14 protein-coding genes are annotated in these 11,979 nt (G+C 70.8%); 3 read left to right on the top strand and 11 right to left on the bottom strand.

What is annotated here, in order from left to right; translation table 11 throughout:
• Window positions 1-22: 22 nt before the first annotated feature.
• The 11 genes from MRQ36_RS16075 to MRQ36_RS16025 form a co-directional block, all read right to left on the bottom strand.
• The gene (locus MRQ36_RS16075) at window positions 23-469 is read right to left on the bottom strand and encodes a pilus assembly protein TadG-related protein (protein WP_242796420.1); all 447 of its coding nucleotides are present in this window, start codon (window positions 467-469) and stop codon (window positions 23-25) included.
• Entirely contained in the window at window positions 466-849 is a 384-nt protein-coding gene (locus MRQ36_RS16070; protein WP_374251137.1) for a TadE family protein, read from the bottom strand. Before MRQ36_RS16070 ends, MRQ36_RS16075 begins: the two co-directional genes overlap by 4 nt.
• 80 nt (window positions 850-929) lie before the next feature.
• Window positions 930-1,382 carry a TadE/TadG family type IV pilus assembly protein gene (locus MRQ36_RS16065; protein ID WP_242796416.1) on the bottom strand — a complete coding sequence of 151 codons (453 nt, stop codon included), beginning with the start codon at window positions 1,380-1,382 and terminating at the stop codon, window positions 930-932.
• 2 nt (window positions 1,383-1,384) lie between these two features.
• Window positions 1,385-1,591: a hypothetical protein gene (locus MRQ36_RS16060; protein WP_013289174.1), complete on the bottom strand. Its 207-nt coding sequence runs from the start codon at window positions 1,589-1,591 to the stop codon at window positions 1,385-1,387.
• Window positions 1,592-1,618: 27 nt separating this feature from the next.
• Window positions 1,619-2,491, bottom strand: a complete 873-nt coding sequence (locus MRQ36_RS16055) for a type II secretion system F family protein (RefSeq protein WP_242796414.1) — start codon at window positions 2,489-2,491, stop codon at window positions 1,619-1,621.
• Window positions 2,491-3,339, bottom strand: coding sequence for a type II secretion system F family protein (locus MRQ36_RS16050; RefSeq protein ID WP_013289172.1), 849 nt, complete (start codon window positions 3,337-3,339; stop codon window positions 2,491-2,493). Before MRQ36_RS16050 ends, MRQ36_RS16055 begins: the two co-directional genes overlap by 1 nt.
• A 2-nt stretch (window positions 3,340-3,341) precedes the next feature.
• Window positions 3,342-4,652 (bottom strand): CpaF family protein, encoded by a 1,311-nt coding sequence (locus MRQ36_RS16045; RefSeq protein ID WP_242796411.1) that lies wholly within the window; start codon window positions 4,650-4,652, stop codon window positions 3,342-3,344.
• Window positions 4,649-5,383 carry a hypothetical protein gene (locus MRQ36_RS16040; RefSeq protein ID WP_242801150.1) on the bottom strand — a complete coding sequence of 245 codons (735 nt, stop codon included), beginning with the start codon at window positions 5,381-5,383 and terminating at the stop codon, window positions 4,649-4,651. The genes MRQ36_RS16045 and MRQ36_RS16040 overlap by 4 nt, the downstream gene beginning before the upstream one ends.
• A 20-nt stretch (window positions 5,384-5,403) precedes the next feature.
• Entirely contained in the window at window positions 5,404-5,979 is a 576-nt protein-coding gene (locus tag MRQ36_RS16035) for an SAF domain-containing protein (protein WP_308194970.1), read from the bottom strand.
• A gap of 101 nt (window positions 5,980-6,080) precedes the next feature.
• Window positions 6,081-6,944, bottom strand: coding sequence for a hypothetical protein (locus tag MRQ36_RS16030; protein ID WP_242796403.1), 864 nt, complete (start codon window positions 6,942-6,944; stop codon window positions 6,081-6,083).
• Window positions 6,938-7,309, bottom strand: a complete 372-nt coding sequence (locus MRQ36_RS16025) for a hypothetical protein (protein WP_242796401.1) — start codon at window positions 7,307-7,309, stop codon at window positions 6,938-6,940. The genes MRQ36_RS16030 and MRQ36_RS16025 overlap by 7 nt, the downstream gene beginning before the upstream one ends.
• 974 nt (window positions 7,310-8,283) lie before the next feature.
• Between MRQ36_RS16025 and MRQ36_RS16020 the strand changes: the two genes are divergently transcribed.
• The 3 genes from MRQ36_RS16020 (at window position 8,284) to MRQ36_RS16010 (ending at window position 11,850) form a co-directional block, all read left to right on the top strand.
• Window positions 8,284-8,634: a helix-turn-helix domain-containing protein gene (locus tag MRQ36_RS16020; protein WP_242796399.1), complete on the top strand. Its 351-nt coding sequence runs from the start codon at window positions 8,284-8,286 to the stop codon at window positions 8,632-8,634.
• Window positions 8,635-8,851: 217 nt separating this feature from the next.
• On the top strand, window positions 8,852-9,397 hold the full coding sequence (locus MRQ36_RS16015; RefSeq protein ID WP_242796397.1) for a prepilin peptidase: 546 nt from the start codon (window positions 8,852-8,854) through the stop codon (window positions 9,395-9,397).
• Window positions 9,398-9,714: 317 nt separating this feature from the next.
• The gene (locus tag MRQ36_RS16010; RefSeq protein WP_242796395.1) at window positions 9,715-11,850 is read left to right on the top strand and encodes a DEAD/DEAH box helicase family protein; all 2,136 of its coding nucleotides are present in this window, start codon (window positions 9,715-9,717) and stop codon (window positions 11,848-11,850) included.
• Window positions 11,851-11,979 lie beyond the last annotated feature (129 nt).

The following is an 11,979-nucleotide window of genomic DNA, read 5'->3' as shown; positions in this document are numbered from 1 at the left end:
GGTCGTGGCGTGGCGGTCCTGGTCAATTCGGTGCGGTAACGCCGGTCAGAGGGCTGGCGGTCGCGGTCGCGGACACCGGCAGGGCGCTGATCCCGACGAGGTGCAGCAGCTGCGTCTGTCGGGTGCCGCTGATGGTGACGGTGACGGCGGTGGGGGTGGCGGACGCGGTGACCTGCCCGTCGACACCGGCCTGTTGGGCGAAGCTCCGCGCGGCTGCGGCGGCCTGGGCCGGCTGGAGCTGGACAGTGCCGGTGGCCCTATAGGTGGCGAGGTCGATCTCGCGGGCGCCGGCCCGGGCGGCGCCCTGCGCGACGTCGAGCAGCCGCACCTTGTCCGACATGCCCAGGCCCAGGTCGAGGACCAGGCCGGCGAGAACGAGGACGAGGACGACGCCGAAGATCGTCCACGGGGTGATCTGGCCGCGGTCGTCGTGGCGGGCCTGCCGCAGGCGGGTACGCAGCCGGTTCATGGCGCCGTTGTCCCGCGGTAGGTGTCGAGGGGCTGGTTTGAGGTGCCGCGGATGGTGATCGTGCCGGGCAGGCCGAGGCCGTAGAGGTCTTCGAGGCGGACGGTGCACGCCACGGTGGCGCTGACCTGCCCGCCGGGGACGAACGCGCCGGGGTCGACGGTGACGGTGGACGGCTGGCAGGTGAAGTCCCGCCCGGCCAGGGTGGCGGAGGCGCCATCGGCGCCTGCGGCGCGGGCCTCGCCGGGGGTGCGGGCGAGGGACGCCTGGCGGGCCGCGGCGGCAGCGGCGGAGTTGACGTCGATGGCGGCCGAGGCTAGGCGCAGGCACGCCACCACCGCGAGGGCGGCCAGGACCATCAGGGGTACGTAGCTCAGCGCCATCTCGACGCTGACCGAACCCCGGTCTCCCCGCAGCCGCGGCGCCCGGCGGCGTGGATGTCGGCTGCGTCGCTGCTCGCGGGTCACGTCGAGTCTCCTTCCACTCCAGGCGGCGAGGAGGCCAGCGACAGGGTCGAGGGGCGAAAACGCTCGACCGGGGCGCTGGCCTGGGTGCTGACCTGCAGGCGCAGGAACGGCACGACGGCGGGAACCCGCCCTGCCACGGCCACCGTGGCGGTGTCGGCGGTGCGGGTGACCGACACGCGCGGCTCGACGACGACCTGCCCGGCGACTTGGCGGAGCACCTCGGTGGCGTCGGCGCGGCCGGCGGCGGCGGTACCGCCGGACACCCTGGTGGTTTGCAGGGCGTGGTTCGCGGCGTGCTGGACGCCGAGTTGGGCCAGGGCCCACAGGGCGAACTGCACGCCGACGAGGACGAGCAGGAACAGCAGAGGCGCGTAGAGGACCACCTCGGTGGTGACTGATCCGCGGTCACCACCGAGCCGGCGTCGCCTGCCTCGTCGCGTGCGGTGCATGGCTAGAGATTGATTCCGGTGATCTTGGTGATGATCTTGCCCTGGAAGATGGCGTAGACGGCCAGGACGAGGGTGACGAGCAGGGCGATCCACATGACCTTCTCGGTGGTCTCGCTGCCCCGGTCGCCGGAGTCGCGCAGCCGGCGGGCCCGGTCGGTGAGGGTGAGGTGTGCCAGGGTCAGCAGGGCCATCAGCTTGCTGGGGTGCATGGCGTTTCTCCTTCTGGTGTGTCGGGGTCAGAAGCTGTCCACGGCGGTGACAGCCGGGTAGAGGAGGAACAGCATGTAGGCGGCGGCGAGGAGCATGACCGGCATGGACATGCGTTCGGTGGCGGAGTTGGCTCTGGCCTCCAGGGCGGCGGCCTGGTGGGCGCGCAGGGTGGCGGCGCGGATGGTGAGGGAGTCGCGGATGCGGGCACCTTCGGTGCCGGCGAGGCTCATCGTCGCGGCGAGTTCCTGCAGTTCGACGACGCCGGTGTCCTCGCCGAGTTGGCCGAGGGCCTGCCAGGGCGGGATGCGCAGCAGCCGGGCGGTGGCCACGGCACGGTTCAGGCGTCCGGCGGCCCAGCCATGGGTGTCGGCGCAGGCGTCGTCGAGGGCTTGTTCGAGTCCGGCGCCGCCGGCGAGGGAGATGACGACGAGGTCGAGCACGGCGGACAGGGCGTAGCGCAGCTCGTCGCGGCGCCGCTGCGCCTCGGCGTGCACGGTGGTCTCGGCCAGCCACCAGCCGCCGGCCGCGCCAGCAAGCGACGCCCACAGCGGCATGCCGGCGGCGAAGCTGACCCCGCCGGAGGCGAGGACGGCCATCGCGACCGGGGGCAGCAGCAGGCCGGCGAGGACCGCGAGGGCCTGGTCGGCCAGGTGGGTGGCGGTCGGCCGTCCGAGTACGGCGAGGTCGGCGCGCATCCGCTGCCGGGGCAGGCCGAGGGCGCGCAGGGGCGCGGCGAGCAGCCGGATCCTGGCCCCCACTGGTTCTTCCGGGGCAGCCGGGGTGCGGCGCAGGGCGTCGAGGGCCTGGGCGAGGCTGGGGCGGGCGGGATGCAGGCCGGTGCCGGCCAGGACCAGGCCGAGGCCGGCGACGACGCCGCACGCCACCACGAAGGCGGCCATCACGCCACCTGCCCGGGCTGGTCGGCCGAGAGCACCCGTGGTGGTTGCGGGACGCGGGAGGCGCGGGCCAGCCACCAGAATCCGCCGGCGAACACCGCTCCGACGACGAGGAGCACGAGCTGTCCGGTGACGCTGCGGTAGGGGGCGAGGAACCCGCGGTTGAGCAGGATCAGCCCGGCGACCATCGCGACCGACGTGCCGGTGATGACCCGGGCGGCGGTTCGGGTCGCGGCCCGTTTGGTGGCCACCCGCATGCGGATGCCGGCGAGCTCGCGGGCGGTGGCGGCGAGGCTGGTCAGGCACTGGGACAGTTGCCCGCCGTGGTAGCCGGCGGCCTGAGTCAGGGCGCGCACGACGAGGTCGGCGGTGGGGTCGGCGAGGTCGGCGGCGAACGCGCGCAGCGCGTCGGGCAGCCGTGCTCCGCCGCGCACCGCCCCGGCGAGGGCCTGCACCTGGGGGCGGATGGGCTGGGGGGTGACAGGGGCAGTGGCGGTGATGGCCTGCTCCAGGCCGGCGGCCGAGGACAGGGTGTCGCGCAGCAGCTCGGCCCAGGTGGCGATCGCCTCGATCCGGGCGATCGCGCGGGTGTGTTCCCTGTCTGGGCCGAGGACGCGGGGCAGCGCCCACACCGCGGCGGCGGTCAGCAGCGCCGCGACCGGCCAACGGGTCGCCGCCGCGGCGGCGAATCCGGCGACGATGGCCGCGAGGAGCCGGGTGCGGTCGGCCGACGTCCAGCGTTGCCGTGTCCGGGTGGTCGGGGTGCCGGGTGGGCGGCGGCGTAGCCCGTCGGCGACGAGGATCAGGCCGGCGGCGCAGCCCAGGCCGAGCAGGATCGGCAGCAGGTCCATGCTCACCACCGGTCCCGGACGAGGAGGTTCGGGTTGAGGCCGGCGGCGGTGAGCTCGTCGAGGGTGTCGGCGCGGATCGGCGCGGCGGGGATGGCGCGCCGGTCGGGGCCGGGGCGGAAGATCTCGTTGGAGGGGACCTGGGTGCCGTCGGCCTCCAGGACCTGGCGGATGGAGGACACCACGCGGGTGCTGTCGGTGGCGACGTCCAGGTGGACGACGAAGTCGACGGCCTGACCGATGAGCACGTTCGCCGCGTCGAAGGTCAGCTTCTCCGGCGCCTGCATGACGTACATGGCCAGCCGGGTCAGCGCCTGCTTACTGGAGGAGGCGTGCAGGGTGCACATGCTGCCGTCGTTGCCCTGTGACATGGCCAGGAGCATGGGTACGGCCTCCGCGCCTCGGGTCTCGCCGACGATGACCCGGTCCGGGCGCATCCGCAGGCCCCAGCGCACCATCGTGGACATGTCGATGCCGCCGACGCCTTCGAGGTTCGGTTCCCGCTGCTGAAGGGCGGTGGTGTTCGGGTGCGCCTCGGTGTCCTCGTCGAGGCCGAGTTCGTAGGCGTCCTCGACGGTGACGATCCGCTCGTGAGGGCTGATCGCGCCGGCGGCGGCGCGCAGCATGGTGGTCTTGCCGACGCCGACGCCTCCGCAGATCACGATGTTCTTGCGCGCCCGCACCAGCGCCCGGATGAGTTCCCGCAACCCCACCGTGATCTCCCCGCGGTGCAGCAGGTCGTCCAGGGTCACCCGGTGCAGGGTGTTGCGGCGGATCGACAGCGAGGGGCGTTTCGCTACCGCCATCACGGCGAACAGGCGTTGCCCGCCGGGCAGCCGCAGCGACAGGCCAGGGGAACCGCGGTCGAAGCGGCGCTCCTCCTGCCCGCTGCGCGCCGCCGCGACCCGCACCAGGTCGACCAGGTCGTCGTCGGAGGCGGCGACCGGCGGCATTCGCTGCACCCGCCCGTCGGTGGTGCGGATCCACACGTTGTCGCAGCCGTTGGCGAAGATGTCCTCCACCCGCGGGTCGTCAATCAACCTCTGCAAGCCGCCCAGGCCGGTGAAGCTGTCCCGCAACGCCCGCGCCAAGGCCGCCTCGGCCTGCGGAGTGAGCGGGACACGGCCGGCGGAGATGTCCTCGCGGGCGTGGACGACGAGTTCCTCGGCGATGTATCCCGCGATCACCGCGTGCCGCTCGGCGTCGGGAAGCTGCGCGCCGTGCGCGGAAAGGCGGTCGCTGACCCGGGCCCGCAGCCGCGCCACCACCTCCGGCGGCGCCACCGTCGTGCCGCCGTTCAGGGTCGGGGCGGTCACCGCACGACCTCCAGCGCCGCACCGGCGGGCTGCCCGCCGGCCGCGACGGACGCGGCGAGGGCGCGCAAAGCTTGGGCGAGGCGGGTACGTGTCCACGCCCGCCCCGTCATCCGCCCGGCGAGGACGCCCGCGCCCCACCGGTCGGCGGGCAGCTGCGCCCACACCGGAACACCGAGGCGACCGCTGATTTCCGCCGGGGTGAAGGCGGACCTGCCGCAGACCGCCAGCCCGACAACACCCGGCCGCGCCGCGGCATGCAGCGCCGGCAGGCGGGTGTCCAGGTGGTCCAGATACTCCGTCGACCCCGAGGTGACCAGCACGACCGCGTCGGCGGAGCGCAGCAGGCCCCACGCCGGGCTGTTGGCGTAGAGGCGACCCGCGTCGGCGACCACTACCGGCGCCAACCGCGCGACCGCCTCGGCCTGGCCGGCGAGGACCGACACCGCCCCCGCGGCGGTCTCGGCCGCACCCGGCCCGACGAGGACGTGCAAACCCAGCGGCACCTGCTGCACGTAGGGCGCCGCCCCACCGGCGTGCCCGCCGTGCCGGGCCGCCGCCGCCAGGGACGCCAGGCCCGGCTCCTGCGCCAGCCCGAACCGCGCCGCGACCACCCCGCCACCGGGATCGACCTCCACCAGCAACGCCGGGCGCTCCGGCCACAACGCCGCCATCCCCAACGCGGCCGTCGACGCGCCCGGCGCGCCGGACACCGACGCCACCACCACCAACATCTCCCGCGCCTCCTCACGTCTCATTGGGACGGGCCGAGTTGCACCAGCGACACGTCCCCCGGGGCTGCCGCGACCGCTTCCGCCGCATCCGCGGCGAGCAGTACCGTCACCAATTGCGTGCCCACCTGGTCGGCGCCCGCCGCCACGGACACGACCGTGGCCACCGCCCGGCGTATACCGTTGTTCTGCTGCGGCGCCTGCTGCCCGCCTCCGGTCGGCGGGGCGACCAGCACCACCACCCGCGACCCGGCGGTCAGGCTCGTCGGGGCCCGGCCCGGCTTGACCGGCACCGCGATCACCGCCTGCCCCGCCGCGGGCCAGGCTGCCGGCCCGACCTGCGCCGACACCAGCAGGCTCCCTGCCGCCAGCGGCACCGCCGCCGAACGGCCGACGATCCCGCCGCGCCGCTCGGCCGGGACCAGGTCCAGGCCGGACGGGTTCGCCACCCGCACCACCCGCACATCGGCGTCGGTGATGACCTGACCCGCCGGTACGTCCCGCGCGACGGCGAGGAACTGCTCGTCGGCGTGCCGGCGCAGGTCCACCTGCCAGAACGTCACCACCGTCGCCAGGACCAGCAGCAGGCCGGCGACCACCCGCCGGCCGCTGCGCCGCCCCGCCCGCCGCGTACCGGCGGGCACCGGCGGCAGATCCGCAGCGGCGCTGCTCCCCGCGCGGGGACGGTCCGTGGTGACGCTCACCGGGCACCTCCGACGATCGCCTGGGACTCCGCCACCCGCACGGACACCATCGAAGTCGTCGTGAGCGGGGCGAGAGTGCCCCCACTACCGGCGCCAGACCAGGTGACCGACCACGTCACCGTCGCCCGCAGCCGGAACGCCGCCCCCGCCGCAGCAGCGGACGAGGAGGTGTAGGTGTGCCCGCACGGCGAGGACGCCCGCGGGTCGGTTCCCGGCTCCCACGGCTTGCCCGAACCAGTGCACGTCAGGTCGTCGCTGCCGTCGCCGAAGGACCACACCACCTGCGTTGGCGTCGCGGTGGCGGTGAGCGACACCCCTGGCACCGACGCGGTCGCCGAACGGGCACCCCATGTCGCCGGGTCCACCCACAACCACACCGGCACCTGCACCAGCACAAACGGCGCCGTGCCGGGATTCGTGCGGATCTGCGGCGAAGGCAGGCGCAGCCGAGAACGCGCTGACTGCGCCAACGCCGCCAGGTCCACCGTCGGCGCCTGGTCCAGCCACACCGGCACGTCCTGCGACCCCAGCCCGTTGGCCACGCAGGTCCGCGAATACCAACCGCCCTCAGGGCCCTTGCCGGGCGGCGGCGGGAGGTCTACGTCGACCGGCGCCCAGTAGCAGCCGTCCTCGCCGCCGCCATCCGAGCCGTCATCGGAACCGCCGCCGCCCTGGTTGCCGCCATTCGAGCCGCCCGGTCCGCCCGGGGTGCCGACGCTGATGTCACACTCGGCCGCGTTCGGGGTCTGGCTGCAGTCCACGTTTCCCAGCCCGTCGTCGGCCCAAGCCGGGGAGAAGGCGCCGACGCCGACGCCAACAATCAAGAGCACGATCCCAGCGCGCAGAGCACGCCTCAGCATGAGCCGACCGCCTGTACACCGAAGCTGGACACCTTCCAGCCGCCGTCGTCGCGGGTCACGGTCGCCCTCACGGCACGGTTCCCGCCCGGCACGTCATCGGCCAATGCTCCAGTCGCCGTCTTGTAGGTGAGGAATCGCGCCGTGTTCAGGCAGTCCAGCACCGAGATGCTCGACGGCGTGGCAGCAGGCGAGGCTTCCGTGACCTGCGGATCCGACTGGTACTCGCCCTTGACGACCTCGCCGTCCCGGCGAAGCTTCGCCAGGCCGTTCTTCAGGTTCGTCAACGCTTCGCCGGTGGTGTGCACAGCCAGGGAAGGCTCGTCCGGGTTGGCCGTCAGGCCGGCCTTCGCGTAGGCCTGCCACATGCCTCGGTAGGCGTCCAGCGCCGCTTCCTCGGCTCTGCCGCGGGCGTCCTGGGTCGGCGCGGGAACAGATGGCAGCGGAGTTCGGCCGTCTTCGGCGGGCTCGGCACCCGTGCAGCCGCCCGCAGCCGCGATAGCGACCAGTGCGGCGAGAACAGCTACAGCGGGCAGCGGATTGCGGGGTCGGCATGGTCGGTGCCTGACCCGACGCCTCCGTCGATCACGGACAGTCACTTTCCCTCCTCAGGTGCGCCCCTCCACAGCACGCGCCGGCGTTCCTGGAGCGATGCGTGGAAGTTCCAGGGAGCGCGGTCTGAATCCACCTCTACACCCGGACCCCGCAGTTACCGCAACGTACTTACCGTGAGGTGATTACGACTCCGTGAGCACTCTTCGGTAAGCGCCAATGGTCTGAAAGCAGAGCAAACCGGCGGCCGGGTGTCGGGTTAGCGACACTATGCCCGCAGGCATCGATGCCTCTAGAATCCCTCTGAACAGTTCGAGGGAGTCCCGATATGAGTCGCAGTGCCGAGGCTCGCTGCCCCCGCGACCTAGCCCGCGAACTGAGCCGGCGAGCGAACGCGGTCGCCGCTCTTGTCACTCTTCGCAACCACGGTGACTCCAACCTGGACGAGCTCGCGCGGCTTGGTAATTGCCGAGACGGTGTTGGACTCGCGTGCGACCTGCGCTGGTTGGCGGCTGCCGGACTGGTGCGACGCGCCTCGGGAGCCGGAAGCTGGGACGTAACAGATACCGCGTCGGTCTACCTGCTCTCACGGCCCGGTCGGGCCCTTGCCGATTCCCTCGCGGCGTTGGCGCAGGCGTGCGACAAGCTGGGCGAACGCCACTCTCCAGGACGCACACCTGTCGATTAGCCAGCACCTCATCCTTCGGAGGTCGTGAATTTTACTATTCACGCTGCGCAGTGCTGCCCTTACACTCTTCGGGGTAGCCGACCTTGACGGGGAGGGAAGGCGGTGCATTCCTTTCAACGCGTCTACGACGCTGTCCGGCTGTGCGGACACCGGTGGTCCCTGGAGATCCTGACCGCGCTGCAGCAGGGGCAGCCCATGCGCTTCACCGATCTGCTGCACACCATCAGCCCTGCGCCCAGCTCGAAATCGCTGAACGAGGCTCTGCGGCGGCTGCAGGAGCACGGCCTCGTCGGCCACGTCGAGGGCCCCGAGGGCAGCCGCTACGCCCTGACCGAAGCCGGCGAGGAACTACTGCCTGTGCTCATGTCATTCATGGCCGACCTGGGGCAGTGGCTCGACACCTACGGCGACGAGACCAACCAGTCCTCGGTCCACAACCGCGACCGCGCCTGAGTGGCGCCGAGGAGGCACGGGCTCAGTCGTGGTGAGTCACATTGACGTGGCCGTCGTGCTCGCCAGTGTCGGGCTCACCGGTGCGCTGGCGGGCGCAGCTCTACCACGGGCCGCGCGGCTGCTAGCGGTGCCAGCCAGCCCGTGTGGCAGCATCACCACGGGATCGACAGAGGGCACGTTCCGGGGAAGCCGGGAACGGCTTGCAAGCTGGCGGTGGATGCGCGTGCCTGGGTGGCTGGTCGGTAGCGCCAGCCTCGCGGTCGCCTCGGTCGGCATCGAATTGCGCCTACGGTCTGCAGAGCCACCCCGCCTCGCGACCTTGGCGATATGGCTGGTCGTTCTCTACAGCGGGGCACTGCTCGCGGCCGTCGACATCGCCGCGCGCCGCCTGCCCACTCCTGTCATCGCCGCCGCGGCAGCAGCGGTCTTCGCCATCCTCGCCACAGAGGCGGCCATCACCGCTGACGGGCGGCGGCTAGCCAGCGCTGCGGCGGCCGGTGCGGTGCTCGGCGGCGGATACCTGCTGCTCGCCCTCATCGCCGGCAGCGGCATGGGACTCGGCGACCTTCGGCTCGCCGCCCTACTCGGCGCCGCCCTCGGCACGCTCGGCTGGGACGCAGTGCTCCTCGGCGCGGTCCTGCCGTACCTGCTTGCCGCGCCTGCCGCGCTCATCCGCCTGGTCGGCCGGGTTGAGGGCAGCATGGCCTTCGGGCCGTACCTCGTGGCCGGTGCCCTCGCTGTGCTTCTGCTCGCCCCGTCATGAGCAGGCCGAGAGGCGGTCTGGTGCACCTTCTGCTCAGGCAATGGGTCGTTACCCTCCCCCGGTTACAACCTACTGCCGGCACGGAGGCAGGGTTAACCTGCCCTGCTGTCGGCCGGAGTCGACAGTCAAAGACTGCCCGTTCGTGGTCGTCGCCAGGCGACCGCTGCACCATCGAGACTTCGACGAGGTTTGTCCGTAGACTTAGGAACGCCGAGATCAGTGGTCGAGAGGGCCCGGCTTGGTGGTCGAAGGAAGGCCCGGGACGGTCAGCGAGGACAGGATGGAGGCGCCGGTTGAACTCGCCTCTTGTCGCGGCGATGATCAAGGTCGACCCTCTTTACCAGATTCCCGACGATGACCTTGTCGGAGAGGTCCTGATTCCGGCGATGGCCGCAGCCGATGAGGCTCGCATCGGGGCAGGGTTCTTCAGCTCGCGCTGCTTCGCTCAGATCGCGCCCGGGCTCGCCGACTTCCTGGCTCACTCTGGCCGTCATCTCAGCCTTCTCATCAGTCCCGAAATCGACGATGCGGACCGTGAGGCTCTTGAGCGAGGTACCAAGCAGCCTGAGCAGGTGATACACGATATCGAGCAGCGGCTGCTCGCCGACGCGGTCGTGTCGGCGTCGGCCCTCGTGCAGCACACGCTCGACTGCCTCGCCTATCTGATCGCCACCGGCCGGCTCACGGTACGTTTCGCGCTGATGGCTCGGGGCCAGTACCACAAGAAGAAGTGGCTGCTACGCGGCGGGACCGACTGGCTTGCCGTGCATGGTTCGGGCAACGCAACCGCTCGCGGCTTGCTGGTCAACGGTGAGCAAATGACAGTCGACCGGCCATGGGCGGACGGTCCGGCGGCCGAGACCAGGGTGACAAAGCTGCTCCGCGGCTGGGAGCGGGACTGGAACAACGAGAATCCGCACGTGCTGTCCATCGACGTCACCGACGGCCTGCGAATGCTTGACCGACGTGGCGCCAAGCGTTCCGTACCCACTATCGACGACTTCTGGCGAGCCTGGCAGGCCGACCACATGCGCGGGCTCGAGCCCGCCCTACCGCCGGGCGTGGTGACACACCCTCCTCGCGTACTGGTCGTACCCGACGACGTCGAATGGGAGACAGGGCTGTACCGGCATCAAGGTGTCGCCGTGCGGACCTTCATCGGCGCAGGCTCACGGGGGATCCTGGCCATTGCTACAGGGGGAGGCAAGACCCAAACGTCGTTGATCGCCGCGGCGAACGAACAGGACCGTCATACCGGGCCGATGCTGATAGTCATCATCGTGCCGACCGCGCCGCTGATGCGTCAATGGATCGAGGTAGTGCGGCGCTTCGGTATCGAACCTGCCGTACCGAGCGCGCTGACCATACCGAAGCGACGCGTCTGGCTTGAAGAGCTGAAAGCCAGTCTGACCACGGAAGCCACCTATACGACAGTGGTGCTGTGCACCCAGCAGCTGTTTGTTCGTGATGAAGGCCTCCGCGAGAGCATCGAAGCACTGCCGCAACGGGTCTTGACAATGCTAATCGGCGACGAAGTGCACAATCTAGGTGCCCCAACGTTTCTGCGGGTGGCGCCACACCGCTTCGACGTCCGGCTCGGCCTATCCGCGACGCCATCGCGGCAGTACGACGAAGCCGGGAGCGCCGAGCTGTTCAACTACTTCGGGCCGCCGATATACGAGTTCACGCTTGCTGATGCGATTGAGGTCGGATGTCTAACGCCGTACCGGTACTATTTGCACGAGGTCAGACTCACCGCCGACGAGTTCGCCGTCTATGTCGACTTGAGCCGACAGTTGCGGCGTAAAGGATTCAACAGACAGGACGACGGCTCGGTCGACGGTCTGGAGGATCAGATCGAACACCTGCTGCGTAAGCGCCGCGCCGTTTTGGAGCAAGCCTCCGCCAAGATCGTTGCGCTAGAAGCGCTCCTCGTGGAGACCGGCGTCCGTGAGGTAGCTCGCACCCTGATCTACGCCTCCGCCAAGCAACAGGTGCTAGGCGGCACCAAGCAGCTCGACGAGGCCAACGCCCTGCTTCGGCGGCTCGGGATCCGGTTCCACGAATTCACCAGTGCGGAGACCGGCCGGCGCGGATCTGAGCAGTATCTGGAGGCATTCGGCCGCGGCGAGTACCAGGCACTGACCGCCATGAAGGTTCTCGACGAGGGAATCGACCTGCCGGAGACCGACACCGCGTACCTGTTGGCATCGAGCACAGTACGCCGGGAATGGGTCCAGCGTCGAGGCAGGATCCTACGACGGGCGGTCGGTAAATCCCATGCCATATTGCACGACTTCATCGTCCTGCCGCCCAGCGACGACACCAACGAAGGCCGCGCCATTCTTGCGGGCGAGCTTGCCCGGGCTCGAGAGTTCGCCGGCGCAGCGGAGAACGAGTACGACCCCGACGGCCCCCGAACAATCATCAGCAGGCTCGAACGCAGCGTCTAGAGCAGAGGTCAGAATGGCAGTCACCCCCCGGATTCACGATGTCGCCGAGCAGGAAGTACTTGCAATCCCCGAAAGGTATCCCGGATTCCGGGCAGCACTGGTCAAGGCTCTCGACGAGGTTGTTGTTAA

Origin of the sequence: Micromonospora sp. R77 (assembly GCF_022747945.1) — a bacterium.
Lineage (GTDB): Bacteria > Actinomycetota > Actinomycetes > Mycobacteriales > Micromonosporaceae > Micromonospora.
This window is presented reverse-complemented; position numbering and strand designations above follow the sequence as displayed.

What these genes read in the sequence shown, in the direction of transcription:
- MRQ36_RS16075 (WP_242796420.1), bottom strand. Translation starts at nt 469, where the DNA reads ATGAACCGGCTGCGTACCCGCCTGCGGCAGGCCCGCCACGACGACCGC.
- MRQ36_RS16070 (WP_374251137.1), bottom strand. Translation starts at nt 849, where the DNA reads ATGGCGCTGAGCTACGTACCCCTGATGGTCCTGGCCGCCCTCGCGGTG.
- MRQ36_RS16065 (WP_242796416.1), bottom strand. Translation starts at nt 1,382, where the DNA reads ATGCACCGCACGCGACGAGGCAGGCGACGCCGGCTCGGTGGTGACCGC.
- MRQ36_RS16060 (WP_013289174.1), bottom strand. Translation starts at nt 1,591, where the DNA reads ATGCACCCCAGCAAGCTGATGGCCCTGCTGACCCTGGCACACCTCACC.
- MRQ36_RS16055 (WP_242796414.1), bottom strand. Translation starts at nt 2,491, where the DNA reads ATGGCCGCCTTCGTGGTGGCGTGCGGCGTCGTCGCCGGCCTCGGCCTG.
- MRQ36_RS16050 (WP_013289172.1), bottom strand. Translation starts at nt 3,339, where the DNA reads ATGGACCTGCTGCCGATCCTGCTCGGCCTGGGCTGCGCCGCCGGCCTG.
- MRQ36_RS16040 (WP_242801150.1), bottom strand. Translation starts at nt 5,383, where the DNA reads ATGTTGGTGGTGGTGGCGTCGGTGTCCGGCGCGCCGGGCGCGTCGACG.
- MRQ36_RS16030 (WP_242796403.1), bottom strand. Translation starts at nt 6,944, where the DNA reads ATGCTGAGGCGTGCTCTGCGCGCTGGGATCGTGCTCTTGATTGTTGGC.
- MRQ36_RS16025 (WP_242796401.1), bottom strand. Translation starts at nt 7,309, where the DNA reads ATGTGGCAGGCCTACGCGAAGGCCGGCCTGACGGCCAACCCGGACGAG.
- MRQ36_RS16015 (WP_242796397.1), top strand. Translation starts at nt 8,852, where the DNA reads ATGCGCGTGCCTGGGTGGCTGGTCGGTAGCGCCAGCCTCGCGGTCGCC.
- MRQ36_RS16010 (WP_242796395.1), top strand. Translation starts at nt 9,715, where the DNA reads ATGATCAAGGTCGACCCTCTTTACCAGATTCCCGACGATGACCTTGTC.